Here is a 15,310-nt window from a genome sequence, read left to right on the forward strand (position 1 = left end):
AATGAAAACCATGCACCCGGAAAAAACTGCAATGCGACGTGTTGATTGCATTCATTTTGTCGGGATTGGTGGTGCAGGGATGGGTGGTATCGCCGAAGTCCTGCTCAATGAAGGTTACAAAATCTCTGGCTCAGACTTGGGCCCGAATCCGGTAGTCGAACGCCTGACGTCATTGGGCGCTGAAATCAAGTTTGGTCATGCAGCGGAGAATATCCGGGGCGCCAGCGTGGTTGTGGTCTCCAGTGCAATCAAAACGGACAATCCGGAAGTGAATGCGGCGCTGGAACAACGCATCCCAGTGGTGCGCCGCGCGCAAATGCTGGCCGAACTGATGCGGTATCGTCATGGCATCGCCATCGCCGGAACCCATGGCAAAACGACGACGACCAGCCTGGTATCGTCAATTTTCGCTGAAGCCGGTGCAGATCCGACTTTTGTCATTGGTGGTTTATTAAATTCAGCCGGCACCAATGCACGCTTGGGCACAGGTCGTTACCTGATTGCTGAAGCCGATGAAAGTGATGCGTCTTTCCTGCATCTGCAGCCGATGGCCGCCATTATTACCAATATCGAACCGGACCATATGGAAACCTACCAGGGTGATTTCGAGAAAATGAAATCAACGTACCTGGAGTTCTGCCACAACCTGCCATTTTACGGCGCTGTAGTGCTGTGTATCGATGACCCGGTACTCCGCGAACTGATGCCGCGGATTGGCCGCACTGTGATCACTTATGGATTTAGCGACGATGCGGACTATCGCATCAGTGATTTCAGTCAGTCCGGTACCAGAACGCATTTTGTCGTGACAGATCCGGCCAAACAGAGCCGTAGCATCGAATTAAACCTGGCGGGCCGTCACAACGCGTTAAACGCCACCGCTGCATTTGCCATGGCGCAGGATGAAGGGGTTGCCGAAGCAGCCATCTTATCGGCATTCAGTAAATTTGAAGGTATCGGTCGTCGCTTCCAGCAGTATGGTGAGTTTGACACCGGTCGTGGCAAAGTGCTGTTAGTTGACGATTATGGCCACCATCCGAGTGAAGTGGCGGCGACAGTTGCGGCCGCGCGCAATGCCTGGCCAACACGCCGTTTGGTAATGGCTTATCAGCCACACCGTTACACCCGCACCCGCGATTTATACGAAGATTTTGCCAAGGTGCTGTCGACAGTCGACAGCCTGTTGTTACTTGAAGTCTACAGTGCCGGTGAAGCGGCCATCGCTGGCGCTGACAGCCGCAGCTTATGCCGCAGCATTCGGGCCCGTGGTCAGCTTGACCCGATCTATGTCGCGACACCAGCCGACTTACCGGCAGCTTTAGCGGATGTACTGCAGGACGGCGATGTGCTGATGACGCAGGGCGCCGGGAATATCGGTGCACTGGCGAAACAGCTGGCCGCACAGCAATTGAATATCGAATTGATGAAACAAAGTGCCGGGAGAGCATCATGAGCAGTAAATTTGGCAAAGTCGCTGTGATGTTTGGTGGCACTTCCGCAGAACGGGAAGTGTCGTTAAAGTCGGGTGCTGCAGTGCTCAAAGCATTACAGGCACAAGGCATTGATGCACACGCTTTTGATCCAAAAGACCAACCGCTCAGTGCGCTGGAAACTCAGGCTTTTGACCGGGTATTTATTGTATTGCATGGCCGCGGTGGTGAAGATGGCACCATGCAGGGCGCGCTGCAACTGCATGATATGCCGTATACCGGTTCTGGTGTATTGGGTTCTGCCCTGGCGATGGACAAAATTCGTTGCAAGTTTCTGTTCAGCGCGCATGGCTTACCGACAGCGCCATTTCGCGTCGCACAAAAAGGCGACGACATTGATTACGCCGCAATGCTGGCCGAGCTCAATGGCAAAGTGATGGTTAAGCCGGCCAATGAAGGTTCCAGTATCGGTATGTCTGCGGCCACTACGGCAGCAGAGCTGGAACAGGCGTTAGCGCTGGCGTTTGAATATGATGACGCTGTGTTAGTCGAGCAGTGGATCAACGGACGTGAATTTACCGTGTCAATGCTGGACGGTCAGGCACTGCCGGTGATTGAAATGCGCACGCCGCGGGCTTTTTATGATTACGAAGCCAAATATCAGTCGAACAGCACTGAATATCTGTGTCCGGCGCCAATCAGCGCTGAACAAACAGCCAGCCTGCAACAATCGGCGATGGCCGCTTTTAAAGCGGTCGGTGCCAGCGGCTGGGGCCGGGTCGATGCGATGCTCGACAGTGACGGTCAGTTCCGCTTGCTGGAAGTGAATACGGTGCCGGGCATGACCGAAAAATCACTGGTGCCGATGGCTGCCCGTGCTGCCGGTTACAGCTTTGAGCAGCTTGTGGCAAGAATTTTAGAGCAGGCGCTATGAAAGCATTGCGTCAGAGCCAGAAAACGCCTTACACGCCGGCATTTGTCGGTGGAGTGGTGTTTTTTCTCTGCGCAGTAGCCTTAGTTATCTGGTTTGGGATCAAGGTCAGTCACTGGGTACAGCACCAGCAGACGGCTCCGATCAAACAAGTGAAACTCTACGGTGATTTCGGCCATATCCAGCCGGGGCAACTGCACAGCAAGTTGCAACAGCATCTGGTTGGCAACTATTTCAAACTGGATGTCGACGAAGTCGCCGCTTTTTTGCAGCAACAGCCGTGGGTACATCAAGTGGCAGTGCGCAAACAGTGGCCCGGTACTCTGGTAGTAGTGGTGACTGAACATAGCCCGGTGGCGATCTGGAACAAAGACTATCTGCTGAACAAACGCGGCGAAGTGTTCCGCGCGCCGCTGGAACAACTGCAGGCTTCATTGCCAAAACTGTTTGGCCCGGAAGGGGCAGAGCAGGACGCACTGAGTATGTACGGTAAAGTGCAGGCACTGTTGGCGTTACATCAGTTTGATGCCGCAGGCTTATCGGTCACTGAGCGTTTTGCCTGGGAAGTGCAGCTGAGTAACGGTATCGCCCTGAAATTGGGCCGCGAAGATACATTAAAACGGGTACAGCGATTTATCGACCTGTATCCGTTGGTGGTAAAACATAAACCGGAAGCGATAGTACAAGTCGATTTACGGTATGACACAGGATTGGCGGTGCAGTACGCGCCTCCGGTGATAACGGAAAAGAGAAAAGCATGACCAAGTCGTTAGATCGGGATCTGATTGTTGGCTTAGATATCGGCACCTCGCAAATTAAAGCCGTCGTCGGTGAGATCACCGCAGATAACCAGCTGGCGATTGTCGGCGTCGGTACGCACATTGCCCGCGGTATGGATAAAGGTGGTGTTAACGATCTGAATCTGGTGGTGCAATCGGTGCAACGCGCCATCGATGAAGCTGAACTGATGGCCGATTGTCGGGTGTCTTCCGTGTATTTAGGCATTACCGGTAAACATATCCGCTGTCAGAACGAAAGTGGTATGGTGCCGATCAACGACACTGAAGTGACCGCAGAAGATGTGGCGAATGTGATCCACGCCGCCAAATCGGTGCCGATTTCAGCAGAACGTCGTTTATTACATGTACTGCCGCAGGAATTTTCGGTCGACATGCAGGAAGGCATCAAAAGCCCGATTGGCATGTCTGGCGTGCGGATGGAAGCCAAGGCGCACATCATCACTTGCGCCAACGATATGGCGAAAAATATTGAAAAATGCGTCGAGCGCTGCAGTCTACATGTTGATCAGCTGATATTCAGCTCGCTGGCGTCAAGCTTTGCCATCCTGACCGAAGATGAAAAAGAGCTGGGTGTTTGTGTGGTCGATATGGGCGGCGGCACTATCGATATTTCGATTTATACCAATGGCGCGCTGCGTCACACCGCAGTGATCCCGGTGGCCGGAAACCAGGTTACCAGCGACATCGCCAAGATCTTCCGCACACCGATTGGTCATGCTGAAGATATTAAAATTCAATATGCCTGTGCGCTGCGCAGCATGGTTGGCAAAGAAGAAAACATTGAAGTGCCAAGCGTCGGCGGTCGTCCAGCCCGCAGCATGTCACGTCACACGCTGGCTGAAGTGGTTGAGCCGCGTTATCAGGAATTATTTGAACTGGTGGTGGAAGAGATCCGCGCCAGTGGTCTGGAAGAGCAAATTGCTGCCGGCGTGGTACTGACCGGCGGCACCGCCAAGATGGAAGGTGCGGTCGAATTTGCCGAAGATATTTTCCAGATGCCGGTGCGGTTGGGTTTCCCGGCCAATATTACCGGTTTGACCGAGTATGTGAACGACCCGGCTTATGCCAGTGTGGTCGGTCTGTTATTGTATGGCAAAGATGCACGTGCCCAGCAGAAAAAAGCAGTGGCGGCACGGGAGTCGGTTGGTGGTTTTGTGAAAAAACTGACCAGCTGGTTTAAAGGCGAGTTTTGAGTAAGCGTAAAACGGAGAGAGCAACATGTTTGAGTTAATGGAAAACCACAGCGAAGAAGCTGTCATCAAAGTGGTTGGCGTCGGTGGCGGTGGCGGTAACGCTGTCGAATACATGGTTGCCAGCAACATTGAAGGGGTGGAATTTATTGCCGCCAACACGGACGCGCAGGCACTGCGTAATTCGTCCGCGAATGTGACGCTGCAGCTGGGCGCTAACGTCACCAAAGGTTTAGGTGCCGGTGCAAACCCGGACGTCGGTCGTCGTTCGGCTGAAGAAGACCGTGACACCATCAAAAAGACCATCATGGGCGCGGATATGGTGTTTATCGCTGCCGGTATGGGCGGTGGTACTGGTACTGGTGCTGCGCCAATCGTCGCACAAGTGGCCAAAGAGCTGGGTATTCTGACTGTTGCTGTCGTGACCAAGCCATTCCCGTTCGAAGGCAAGAAGCGCTCAAATTATGCGGACGAAGGCATCAATGAACTGGCAAAACATGTCGATTCTTTGATCACTATTCCAAACGATAAATTATTAAAAGTCCTCGGCAAAGGCACCAGCCTGCTCGATGCATTTAAAGCCGCCAATAACGTGCTGCTTGGTGCGGTGCAGGGTATTGCTGAACTGATCACGCGTCCTGGTCTTATCAACGTCGACTTCGCCGACGTGCGTACCGTGATGTCAGAAATGGGCACTGCGATGATGGGTACTGGCCGTGCCTCTGGTCCGGATCGTGCCGAAGAAGCTGCCGAACAAGCGATCTCCAGCCCACTGCTGGAAGACATCGACCTGTCAGGTGCGAAAGGCATTCTGGTCAACATCACTGCTGGTTTAGATCTGACCATCGAAGAATTTGAGATTGTCGGTAACGCCGTCAAAGCGTTCGCGTCTGAGAATGCGACTGTTGTTGTTGGTGCGGTCATTGATCCAGAAATGTCAGATGAGCTGCGCGTGACTGTGGTTGCAACCGGTATTGGCGCAGAGCGTCGTCCTGATATCAGCCTGGTGCATGGTCATCACCGTGCCGAGCCAGTACGCGGTGGTTACAGCGCTGGCTCGCCTTCGGGTTATGGTCATGGCGGCAGCGTATATGGCCACGCCGGTAACACGGCCCGTGAAATGCGTGATGCGCAGCCAGCAATGGCGGCAGTGGAAGCACCACAAAGCAAACCACAGGCCGATAACAAAGCCAATATTGATATTTTCGACATTCCGGCCTTCCTGCGCAAGCAAGCCGATTAATCGAAAAAATCGTTGGATATAAGCTGAAACTTTCAGCTTTAAAGCTAGTCTGAAGTCGGACCTGTAGCATTGGCAAGTTTGTTAACATATGCTATGCTTCGCCGCCGTTTGGGATTGTTCAGTTTTTGAACAGGAAAAAATGATGATTAAACAACGCACTATCACGAAGACCATCAGCTCCATCGGAGTGGGTTTACACAAAGGCGAAAAGGTTACGCTTACTCTCCGACCTGCGCCTGACAACACAGGAATTGTGTTCCGTCGTGTCGATCTGAACCCGGTGGTCGACTTTAAAGTCGCACCAGAACTGGTGGGTGACACAGTGATGTGTACCTGTCTGATTAATCCTCAGGGCGTCCGGTTATCGACGACTGAACACCTGATGGCGGCGGTCGCCGGCCTCGGTATTGATAACCTCGTTGTTGAGGTTGATTCCGCCGAGATCCCGATCATGGATGGCAGCGCCAATCCGTTTGTGTACCTGCTGCTGGAAGCTGGCGTTTCTGAACAGAAACTGGCGAAAAAATTTATCCGCATTAAGAAATCCGTGCGCGTTGAAGATGGCGACAAGTGGGCTGAGTTTAAGCCGCACCACGGTTTTCGTATCGATTTCGCGATCGACTTTGACCACCCGGTCATCGCTGAAACCCGTCAGCATATGAAAGTTGATTTCTCTGCTGCTGGTTTTATCAAAGACATCAGCCGTGCACGCACTTTTGGTTTTCTGCAGGATATTGAATACCTGCGGGCGAACAATCTGGCGTTAGGTGGTAGTTTTGATAACGCTGTGGTACTGGATGAGTTCCGCGTGCTGAATCAGGATGGTTTGCGCTACGACGACGAATTTATCAAACACAAAATTCTGGATGCGATCGGCGATTTATATATGGCCGGTTACAGCATTTTGGGTGAGTTCAAAGCCTATAAAACCGGTCATGCGCTGAACAATCAGCTGTTGTGCGCGGTATTAGCCAATCAGGAAAACTGGGAGTTTGTCACCTTCGACAAACCGGCACAGTTGCCAATTTCTTATCTGGCACCGCAACTGGCGTAAACCGGATAGGATTTCAACAAAAAGGCGACTTCGGTCGCCTTTTGTTTTTGATGACGGTCAGCCCGTTAGGGCTTTTTGCCGGCTTGGGCCAATGCCGCCAGTTTACGTAATTTATCTGCCAGTATTGGGTCAGCATTCTCGGCACTCGCTAACAAATAACCTGCGGCTTGTTCACTGATTTGACGTGCGGCTGGCTGGTCTGCGGCGGCTGGATTCAAAGTCTGATAACGTAAATCCAGATTAGGATTCACTTCAATATCAATGCCCATACATTCAGGCAGGACATTCTGGCGGAATTTCGTTAGAATGTCGCCGTTCTGCATCTTGAGGCTCACTGCCCAGCTTGCAGAACTGCACATAATTTGTACCCGGCCGGCCTGAACCCGGTTCACCTTACAGAAAGTCAGCTTTTCCAGTTGCAGAATCTGCATTAATTCGGTATTAAGGTGTCGCACTATATCTGCTTGCTGTTGCCCCTGGTACACAGGGTTTTGTTGCAACAGCGTCATCAGGTCGACCGGTTTGCGCGAATAGCGGGCCATAACAAAAACACAGAAACTGAGGTCCCATGAGTCTAACAGTTTTTCCGGATGACCGACATCATAGCGGTCGTTTTGGAACCACCGCCAGTCAGCGGCTGGTCAGTGCGGCGTTGCTGTTTTGTATTGCCGTCGGTGCAGGTGTGGCTTTAGGCCGGATCTGGACAGATCCGACAACTTACCCGCTGAATCCACTGCCTGATGCTGCAGTTGAAAACGCCGAGGTTTTGGCTATCCGCCAACAAGCCGAGCATCAAATCGCCGCATTAACCGCAAAAGTTGCCTCGTTACAAGCACAGGTAAATCGGCTGAATATGGTCGGGGAACGCTTGATCGATGCCGCGGACCTTTCCGCGGAACAGTTTAATCTGCGTCAGCCACCACCAATGGGCGGGCCGGCGCAGACCACTAGTATCGAAGGTTTGTTTGAAGTCACTGATATGCTGCAACGGATGTCTGAACTGGAACAGGATCTGGTGTATGAACAATCCCGCTTCAGTCTGCTTGAATCTCTCGATCTGAATCACCATATCGGATTAAACAGTCAGTTGTCTGGCCGGCCGGTACTTGCTGGTTATTTGTCATCGGCTTTTGGTGTACGGACCGACCCGTTTACCGGAGAACCCGCCATTCACCAAGGTGTTGATTTTGCCGGTGAAGAAGGCAGTGCAATCATTGCAACGGCCGGTGGCATCGTGACCTGGGCGGGCGAACGTTTTGGTTATGGCCGGATGGTGGAAATTGAACATGCAGGCGGCTATCGTACCCGGTATGCGCATGCAAAAGCGGTAAACGTTCAGATTGGTCAATTGGTCGACAAAGGGCAACAGGTTGCAACGCTGGGAAACACCGGCCGATCAACAGGCCCGCATGTGCACTACGAAGTGCTCAGAAATGGTAAACAAATGAATCCGCAGGCTTTCATCGGCCCGCTCAATAACAGACTATATGGCTCTGCCAGGACCGCACTGCGGTCTCAACATTAAAATAGTGGTACCAGGACAATGTTAGGAAAGCTTTTTACCAAATTAGTTGGTAGCCGGAACGATCGTTATCTGAAAAAACTGCGCAAAACAGTCGATCAGATTAATGCAATGGAAAGCCAGTTTGCCGCCTTGTCTGATGCTGAACTGCAGCAGAAGACCGCGGATTTTAAACAACGGTATGCCGATGGTATCTCGCTTGATGATTTACTGCCTGAAGCCTTTGCCACTGTCCGTGAAGCCAGTAAACGCGTGTTTGGCATGCGTCACTTTGACGTCCAGTTGATTGGCGGAATCGTCCTGCATCAGGGCAAAATCTCTGAAATGCGTACCGGTGAAGGTAAAACGCTGACTGCAACGCTGCCAGCCTACCTCAATGCACTGAGCGGCAATGCCGTGCATGTCATTACCGTGAACGACTACCTGGCACGTCGCGATGCAGCGACCAATGAGCCGCTGTTTAATTTCCTCGGCTTGACCGTGGGTGTCAACGTGCCCGGCATGCAGCACATGGAAAAGCAGCAGGCTTATAACGCTGACATCACTTATGGGACCAATAACGAATTTGGTTTTGATTACCTGCGCGACAATATGGCATTCAGTATGCCGGACCGCGTGCAACGTGATTTAGCCTACGCCGTCATCGATGAAGTCGACTCCATCCTGATCGATGAAGCCCGTACCCCACTGATCATTTCAGGTCAGGCTGAGGACAGCTCAGAGTTGTACCGCCAGATTGACCAGGTGGTACCGATGCTGCAGCGTCAGGAAAAAGAAGATGAAGAAGGCGAAATGGGCGATGGCCACTACACCATCGACGAAAAAGCCAAGCAGATTTATCTGACTGAACGTGGTCAGATCCGCGTCGAAGAGATTCTGGTCGAGCGTGGTCTGATGCAGCCGGGCGATTCGCTGTATTCAGCGACGAATATCACCTTGTTACACCATGTTTATGCTGGTCTGCGCGCGCACAATCTGTTTAAGAAAGACGTTGATTATGTGATCAAAGAAAATCAGATTGTTATCGTCGACGAACATACCGGCCGCACCATGGAAGGCCGCCGCTGGTCTGAAGGTCTGCACCAGGCGATTGAAGCCAAAGAAGGCGTGCGGATCCAGAACGAGAACCAGACGCTGGCTTCAATCACGTTCCAGAACTATTTCCGCCTGTACGACAAACTGGCCGGCATGACCGGTACCGCAGATACAGAGGCTTTTGAATTCCAGACGATTTATGGTCTTGAAACCATCGTTGTACCAACGAACAGACCGATGGTCCGTAAAGATATGCCGGATCTGGTGTACCTGACAGCGGAAGAGAAATATCAGGCGATTATCAAAGATATCGAACAGACACGCGCTGCGGCACGGCCGGTGCTGGTTGGTACCGCCTCGATTGAAAGTTCAGAATACCTGTCGACCTTGTTGCATAAAGACAAGATCCCGCATCAGGTCTTAAACGCCAAATTCCACGCCAATGAAGCGCAGATCATTGCTGAAGCCGGCCGTCCGGGCACTGTGACTATCGCTACAAACATGGCGGGTCGTGGTACCGATATCGTGCTGGGCGGGAACTGGCAGTCCGATGTTGCGAAGCTGGACAATCCATCCGAAGAACAAATTGCGGCATTAAAAGCAGAATGGCAACAACGCCACGATGCAGTAATTGCCGCCGGTGGTTTACACATCATCGGTACTGAACGGCATGAATCGCGCCGGATTGATAATCAGCTGCGTGGTCGCGCTGGTCGTCAGGGTGATGCCGGTTCCAGCCGTTTTTACCTGGCCTTGGACGATGCGTTAATGCGTATTTTCGCTTCAGACCGCATGGCCGGCATGATGCGCAAACTCGGTATGGAGCCAGGCGAGGCGATTGAGCACCCGCTGGTCAGCCGTGCCATCGAAAACGCCCAGCGTAAAGTTGAAGCGCGTAACTTCGATATCCGTAAGCAACTGCTTGAATTTGATGACGTTGCCAACGATCAACGGAAAGTGGTGTATGAGCAGCGCAATGAATTGCTGGCTGCCGATGATATTACCGAAACTATTGCTGCCGTGCGGCAGGATGTCGTTGAGACAGTCATTAACCAGTATATTCCGCCACAATCTTTAGACGAAATGTGGGACATTCCGGGCCTGGAAGCGCGGTTCCGCAAAGATTTTGGCATCGATATGCCGATTGCAAAATGGCTGGCGGACGACAGCAAACTGTTTGAAGAGAAGCTGCGTGAGCGTATTCAGGATGTAGTCGATAAAACTTACCAGCTCAAAGAAGAAATGGTGGGTGTGCAGGTGTTGCGTCAGTTTGAGAAGGCCGTGATGCTGCAAAGCCTGGATACACATTGGAAAGAGCATCTGGCGGCTATGGACCACCTGCGTCAGGGCATCAACCTGCGTGGTTATGCGCAGAAGAACCCGAAACAGGAATACAAACGTGAAGCCTTTGAACTGTTCTCGACGATGCTGGATCAGCTGAAACTGGACGTGATTGGCGTACTGAGCCGTGTGCAAATCCGTGCTCCGGAAGATGTAGAAGCTGTTGAAGAGCAACGCCGCAAAGCCGATCAGGTCGAAATGGCTTATCAACACGAAGAAGCTGAACATATCGGCGGTGAAGTACCGGCGACGCCGCCAGGACCAGTATTCCGCGAAGCTGAAAAAATTGGTCGGAATGATCCATGTCCTTGTGGCTCGGGTAAAAAATACAAACAGTGTCATGGTAAGCTGAGCTGATAAAGCCAGCCAAACCAGGGAAAAAGCAGAGCTCGCTCTGCTTTTTTTATGTCCGGGGGGACCCGGAGCTTTTCGGTGGTATTCAGGCAGAATCACCGGCAAATGAGGAAAAACGATGAAATCTATCCATGTCGCTGTTGGCGTGATCACGCGTGGTGAGCAAGTGTTTATCAGCAAAAGACCGGAACAGCTGCATCAAGGCGGGCGCTGGGAGTTTCCTGGCGGCAAAGTAGAGAGCGGCGAAACGGTATTGCAGGCATTGCATCGCGAGCTGTGGGAAGAAGTTGGCTTGGTGGTGACAGACGCAGTGCCGTTATTGCAGCTGGAGTATGATTATCCCGAAAAACGTGTCTTACTGGATGTATGGCACGTGAGCAACCCACAAGGCGACGGTGAGGGGCGTGAAGGCCAACAAGTGGCCTGGGTGCATCACAGCGTGTTACAGGAGCATCAGTTTCCGGATGCAAATGCCCCGATCCTGGCCGCTGTTGCCACGCTGTTTTAACGACATTCCGCTCAGTCTTTAAAGAACTGATTGTCCTGTTGCATCAGTTCATCTTCCAGTGCCAACAGGTCGGCGTCGCCAATACCAGCTTCTAGAGGTTGTTTATCGGCGATGCGCCGGCTCTCGCTGGCCCATTCACCCAAATCTATTAAGCGACAGCGATCACTGCAAAAGGGCCGGTACTTTGACTCCGGCTGCCAGATCACAGCAGTCTGACAAGTCGGGCATTGCACAATAGTAGGAGACATCAGGAGGTTACTCATCGCGGGAAAAACAGAGCGCTATTATACGGCATCTGCAGTCGCGCTTTAAACTTTCTAGCAGCAGGCTAGTTCAAAACCAATTTGTTGATCGGTGGTGGCACGGCCTTGCGTATCACACAACTGCATAAAGCGGATGGCATAACGATATTTGTTGCCACTGATGGTTGGATAACAGCCATAGCTGAGTGGGTAGCGCACACGTAACAATTCAAATTGTTCAGTATTGCTTTGGAAAAAGCCGTTTTCTGCACTGGCAGGCTGGAATTGCCCGCGCTCACGGATGAACGTCAGCACAAAACTAATAGCTTGTTCAACCAGCGTTAAATGCGCGATCCAATCCTGTGCCTGTTTATGCCGTGTGGCCAAATCCAGCGTGTACCAATATTGCAGTTGCGGCAGGTCAAAGTAACAGGTGCCGCCCGGGATAAAAAAGCGTTGCCGCAGCGGACCGAGAAACTTGTCATCTTTGAGCACATTCGCGAATTTGGCACCGCGCAGCAACTCGCTTTGCAGACGCACGGATCTTTGCAGCATGTTACTCAGCAATTCATCGGAGATGTGTGGGTGACGCGACCAGTTCACTAAGGCGCCTTCACAGCGTTCGACATCTTTAATCAAATCAGGCCGGATGTCATTGCGATCCAACACTTCGATCAAGGCAAACAATGAGGTAAAAAAACCAAGTTGCTGTGATTCGTTGGCTAACGCGAGCTGGTGATGAACTTGTTGAAATAAGTATTCGACACGCAAATAAGTACGGACTTTTTCATTCAGCGGGTGTTCGTATACCAGGCAGCTTTCTGTCAAAAGTCGCATACTCCGTTTTAAAGCATATAATTGGATTAAAATAAACCTAAGTCAACGATTTGGCTAGTTTTTCTTCTGCCAAACGCAGAAAGATCCGGTGCAGTTCTGCCACCTTCGCCTGTAAGGCTTCCGTGCTGCCTTCGTTGCTGATCACCTGGTTGGCGCGCGCCAGCCGCTCTGGCCGGCTACACTGCGCCGCCATGATAGATTGGACCAGCGGAATGGGGCTGCCATCGCGCGCGCTGGTGCGATTGATTTGGGTTTGTTCAGACACATCGACGACCAGCACGGTATCTACCAGCTGATCCAGTTTGTTTTCCAGCAATAATGGCGCGACCAGCAATACATAAGGGGAGGTGGCATCTGCCAGCTGCCTGAGCATTTCCTGACGGATCAATGGATGTAATAACTGATTCAGCCAGGTTTTGGCGGCATCGTCGCTAAAGACAATCTGGCGTAATTTGGCGCGGTCCAGCTGGCCATCTGCGCTGGTGACAGCGACGCCAAACTGCTGCACTATCGCAGCCAACGCAGTAGTACCCGGTGCGACCACTTGCCGGGCGACGATATCGGCATCGACTTGCTGAATACCGAGCCGGACAAATTCCGCAGCGACAGTGGACTTACCACTGCCAATACCACCGGTCAGCCCCACCCAGAATTGACTCACAGCGCCGATCTCATTGCTTTACAGACCAATACTACGCAGGTAAGCATCACTGATCTGCGTTCCCCACAACATCGCGATCCAGCCGGCAGCTGCGATATAAGGTCCAAATGGAATGGCGGTACTTTGTTGCTTTTTCTGCACCGCCAACATGACGCTGCCAATTACCGCGCCAACCAACGACGAGAGCAGAATGATTAGCGGCAGTTGCTGCCAGCCCAATAAAGCGCCAAAAATGGCCAGCAGCTTAAAGTCGCCATAACCCATGCCTTCTTTGCCTGTCAGTAGTTTAAAGGCCCAGTACACCAACCACAGCGCTAAATAACCACAGGCCGCGCCAATAATGGCCTGTTGCGGGGCTATACCAATACCGAGAGCGGACGCGGCCAAGACCAACCACAGCAGTGGTAAGGTGATTTGGTCCGGTAACAACATTTTGTCAATGTCGATAAACGTCAGCGCGACCAGACACCAGGTCACGACCAGCATCAGCGCGCCAAGGCCTGTCGCGCCGGCTTGCCAGATCACGACGGTCGATAACAGCGCCGTCAGCAACTCAACCGCCGGATAACGGGCGGAGATTGGCGCTTTACAGTAGCGACATTTACCACCTAACGTTATCCAGCTGACTAGTGGAATATTGTCCAGTGCCGACAACTGCGTATTGCAATGTGGGCAGCGTGAACGTGGCGTGGCCAGATTAAATGTCGGTGCAGCAGGTTGATTGTCAGCCGGGTGGCTATCAGCTGGATGAAAATACTCTTGATACTCCTGTTGCCAGCTTTGTTCCATCATTTTTGGCAGCCGGTAAATCACCACGTTCAGGAAACTGCCGACACACAGGCTGAACACGAACACAGTGCTCAGCAGCCAAAGCGGATGTTGCTGTAAAAAGGCGAGGATAAGTTGTAACTGTTCGGAAAATGGCATTATTTGATCACCGCACCCATTTGGAAAATTGGCAAATACATTGCAATGATCAGACCGCCGATTAATACACCCAGCACCGCCATAATCAGCGGTTCCAGCAGGGCTGTTAAACCGTCCACCGCATCGTCGACTTCCTGTTCATAAATATTGGCAACCCGCGCCAGCATATCATCGAGTGAACCTGATTCTTCGCCGATAGATACCATCTGAATAACCATTTCCGGGAACCGGTTGGTCGTTTTCATCGAACTGAACATCTGGCCACCGGCCGACACATCGGCGCGCACTTCCATAATCGCATTGCGGTAGATTTCATTACCCGCAGCACCGGCCGCCGATTCTAATGCTTCGATGAGCGGCACCCCAGCGGCAAAGGTCGTCGACAAAGTGCGGGCATAACGCGCAACAGCGGCTTTATTCAGAATATCGCCAACTACTGGCGCTTTGAGGATCATCGCATCAGCGCCGGTGCGAAATGACAGACTGGTGTTATACATTTTGCCGATCACTTTAAACGCAATGACAAGACTAAGAAGTACGACCCACCAATAGGCCTGCATCAGTTCTGACAGTTTGACGACAAACAAGGTAAATGCCGGCAACTCAGCGCCGAAGCCGGCAAAAATTTCCGCAAATTGTGGCACGACAAAAATCAGCAGGATCGAGGTGACGATCAGCGCCACAATGACAACGGCGATTGGGTAAAACATCGCTTTTTTGATTTTTGATTTCAGTGCTTCGGCTTTTTCTTTGTAAATGGCGATGCGGTCAAAAATCCGGTCCAAGGCACCGGACTGCTCGCCGGATTTGACCAGGTCACAATACAGCTCGTCAAAATACTTGGGTTGTTCGCGCAGCACTTCAGAGAGTGGTAAACCGCTTTGCACTTTCAGCGATATTTTTTGCATCAACACACGCAGATTTTTTTTCTCAGACCCTGTGGCGATCAAGTCAATCGACTGGACTAATGGCACACCTGCTTGCAACATCGTGGCAATTTGCCGCGTGACAATGGCGATATCTACCGGCACAATTTTCGGGTCGCCGCCAAACAGGGATTTGGCCTGTTTCCGCACCAGTGATGGCGTAATGCCTTGCTGGCGCAACAAAGCTTTGGCTTCCATGATGGAACTGGCTTTAATCTCGCCCTGCGTTTTTTTGCCACGGCGGTTGATGCCTTTCCAGTCGTAGTTATCCAACTCTTTTATTTTTGGAGCGGCCGCCATAAAAATTCC

Annotated in this window: 15 protein-coding genes; 9 read left to right on the top strand and 6 right to left on the bottom strand. The window is 51.9% G+C overall.

Annotated features, from left to right (window positions below):
- Window positions 1-31 precede the first annotated feature (31 nt).
- From murC to lpxC, 6 genes are all read left to right on the top strand, one after another.
- On the top strand, window positions 32-1,453 hold the full coding sequence (murC, locus tag ACQ66Q_RS19240; RefSeq protein WP_430458268.1) for a UDP-N-acetylmuramate--L-alanine ligase: 1,422 nt from the start codon (window positions 32-34) through the stop codon (window positions 1,451-1,453).
- A complete protein-coding gene (locus tag ACQ66Q_RS19245) occupies window positions 1,450-2,364 on the top strand; it encodes a D-alanine--D-alanine ligase (protein ID WP_430458269.1) in 915 nt (304 codons plus the stop codon). The genes murC and ACQ66Q_RS19245 overlap by 4 nt, the downstream gene beginning before the upstream one ends.
- Window positions 2,361-3,122: a cell division protein FtsQ/DivIB gene (locus tag ACQ66Q_RS19250; RefSeq protein ID WP_430458270.1), complete on the top strand. Its 762-nt coding sequence runs from the start codon at window positions 2,361-2,363 to the stop codon at window positions 3,120-3,122. The genes ACQ66Q_RS19245 and ACQ66Q_RS19250 overlap by 4 nt, the downstream gene beginning before the upstream one ends.
- On the top strand, window positions 3,119-4,354 hold the full coding sequence (ftsA, locus tag ACQ66Q_RS19255) for a cell division protein FtsA (protein ID WP_377240715.1): 1,236 nt from the start codon (window positions 3,119-3,121) through the stop codon (window positions 4,352-4,354). The genes ACQ66Q_RS19250 and ftsA overlap by 4 nt, the downstream gene beginning before the upstream one ends.
- A gap of 25 nt (window positions 4,355-4,379) precedes the next feature.
- Window positions 4,380-5,594, top strand: a complete 1,215-nt coding sequence (gene ftsZ, locus ACQ66Q_RS19260; protein ID WP_430458271.1) for a cell division protein FtsZ — start codon at window positions 4,380-4,382, stop codon at window positions 5,592-5,594.
- 142 nt (window positions 5,595-5,736) lie between these two features.
- Window positions 5,737-6,648, top strand: coding sequence for a UDP-3-O-acyl-N-acetylglucosamine deacetylase (gene lpxC, locus ACQ66Q_RS19265; RefSeq protein WP_430458571.1), 912 nt, complete (start codon window positions 5,737-5,739; stop codon window positions 6,646-6,648).
- Between the two features lie 65 nt (window positions 6,649-6,713).
- On the opposite strand, the gene ACQ66Q_RS19270 is transcribed toward lpxC, so the two are convergent.
- On the bottom strand, window positions 6,714-7,190 hold the full coding sequence (locus ACQ66Q_RS19270) for a DciA family protein (protein ID WP_430458272.1): 477 nt from the start codon (window positions 7,188-7,190) through the stop codon (window positions 6,714-6,716).
- Between the two features lie 26 nt (window positions 7,191-7,216).
- Between ACQ66Q_RS19270 and ACQ66Q_RS19275 the strand changes: the two genes are divergently transcribed.
- The 3 genes from ACQ66Q_RS19275 (at window position 7,217) to mutT (ending at window position 11,408) form a co-directional block, all read left to right on the top strand.
- Window positions 7,217-8,173, top strand: coding sequence for a peptidoglycan DD-metalloendopeptidase family protein (locus ACQ66Q_RS19275; protein WP_430458273.1), 957 nt, complete (start codon window positions 7,217-7,219; stop codon window positions 8,171-8,173).
- An 18-nt stretch (window positions 8,174-8,191) separates the two neighbouring features.
- A complete protein-coding gene (secA, locus tag ACQ66Q_RS19280; protein WP_430458274.1) occupies window positions 8,192-10,903 on the top strand; it encodes a preprotein translocase subunit SecA in 2,712 nt (903 codons plus the stop codon).
- Between the two features lie 115 nt (window positions 10,904-11,018).
- The gene (gene mutT, locus ACQ66Q_RS19285) at window positions 11,019-11,408 is read left to right on the top strand and encodes an 8-oxo-dGTP diphosphatase MutT (RefSeq protein WP_377240725.1); all 390 of its coding nucleotides are present in this window, start codon (window positions 11,019-11,021) and stop codon (window positions 11,406-11,408) included.
- Window positions 11,409-11,419: 11 nt separating this feature from the next.
- Here the strand turns inward: mutT and yacG are convergent, their stop codons facing one another.
- The 5 genes from yacG to ACQ66Q_RS19310 form a co-directional block, all read right to left on the bottom strand.
- Window positions 11,420-11,656 (bottom strand): DNA gyrase inhibitor YacG, encoded by a 237-nt coding sequence (yacG, locus tag ACQ66Q_RS19290; protein ID WP_377240727.1) that lies wholly within the window; start codon window positions 11,654-11,656, stop codon window positions 11,420-11,422.
- Between the two features lie 69 nt (window positions 11,657-11,725).
- Complete coding sequence (gene zapD, locus ACQ66Q_RS19295) at window positions 11,726-12,478, bottom strand: cell division protein ZapD (protein ID WP_430458275.1); 753 nt, start codon at window positions 12,476-12,478, stop codon at window positions 11,726-11,728.
- A 46-nt stretch (window positions 12,479-12,524) separates the two neighbouring features.
- Window positions 12,525-13,148 (bottom strand): dephospho-CoA kinase, encoded by a 624-nt coding sequence (gene coaE, locus ACQ66Q_RS19300; RefSeq protein WP_430458276.1) that lies wholly within the window; start codon window positions 13,146-13,148, stop codon window positions 12,525-12,527.
- 18 nt (window positions 13,149-13,166) lie between these two features.
- Complete coding sequence (locus tag ACQ66Q_RS19305; protein WP_430458277.1) at window positions 13,167-14,075, bottom strand: prepilin peptidase; 909 nt, start codon at window positions 14,073-14,075, stop codon at window positions 13,167-13,169.
- Window positions 14,075-15,301: a type II secretion system F family protein gene (locus tag ACQ66Q_RS19310; RefSeq protein ID WP_430458278.1), complete on the bottom strand. Its 1,227-nt coding sequence runs from the start codon at window positions 15,299-15,301 to the stop codon at window positions 14,075-14,077. Before ACQ66Q_RS19310 ends, ACQ66Q_RS19305 begins: the two co-directional genes overlap by 1 nt.
- Between the last annotated feature and the right edge of the window lie 9 nt (window positions 15,302-15,310).

Origin of the sequence: Rheinheimera sp. (assembly GCF_965283995.1) — a bacterium.
Lineage (GTDB): Bacteria > Pseudomonadota > Gammaproteobacteria > Enterobacterales > Alteromonadaceae > Pararheinheimera.

Coding starts and splice junctions, on each gene's coding strand:
- ACQ66Q_RS19310 (WP_430458278.1), bottom strand. CDS start 15,301: ATGGCGGCCGCTCCAAAAATAAAAGAGTTGGATAACTACGACTGGAAA.
- lpxC (WP_430458571.1), top strand. CDS start 5,737: ATGATTAAACAACGCACTATCACGAAGACCATCAGCTCCATCGGAGTG.
- ACQ66Q_RS19250 (WP_430458270.1), top strand. CDS start 2,361: ATGAAAGCATTGCGTCAGAGCCAGAAAACGCCTTACACGCCGGCATTT.
- ftsA (WP_377240715.1), top strand. CDS start 3,119: ATGACCAAGTCGTTAGATCGGGATCTGATTGTTGGCTTAGATATCGGC.
- secA (WP_430458274.1), top strand. CDS start 8,192: ATGTTAGGAAAGCTTTTTACCAAATTAGTTGGTAGCCGGAACGATCGT.
- ACQ66Q_RS19275 (WP_430458273.1), top strand. CDS start 7,217: ATGAGTCTAACAGTTTTTCCGGATGACCGACATCATAGCGGTCGTTTT.
- ACQ66Q_RS19245 (WP_430458269.1), top strand. CDS start 1,450: ATGAGCAGTAAATTTGGCAAAGTCGCTGTGATGTTTGGTGGCACTTCC.
- yacG (WP_377240727.1), bottom strand. CDS start 11,656: ATGTCTCCTACTATTGTGCAATGCCCGACTTGTCAGACTGCTGTGATC.
- murC (WP_430458268.1), top strand. CDS start 32: ATGCGACGTGTTGATTGCATTCATTTTGTCGGGATTGGTGGTGCAGGG.
- ACQ66Q_RS19270 (WP_430458272.1), bottom strand. CDS start 7,190: ATGGCCCGCTATTCGCGCAAACCGGTCGACCTGATGACGCTGTTGCAA.
- mutT (WP_377240725.1), top strand. CDS start 11,019: ATGAAATCTATCCATGTCGCTGTTGGCGTGATCACGCGTGGTGAGCAA.
- ACQ66Q_RS19305 (WP_430458277.1), bottom strand. CDS start 14,075: ATGCCATTTTCCGAACAGTTACAACTTATCCTCGCCTTTTTACAGCAA.
- ftsZ (WP_430458271.1), top strand. CDS start 4,380: ATGTTTGAGTTAATGGAAAACCACAGCGAAGAAGCTGTCATCAAAGTG.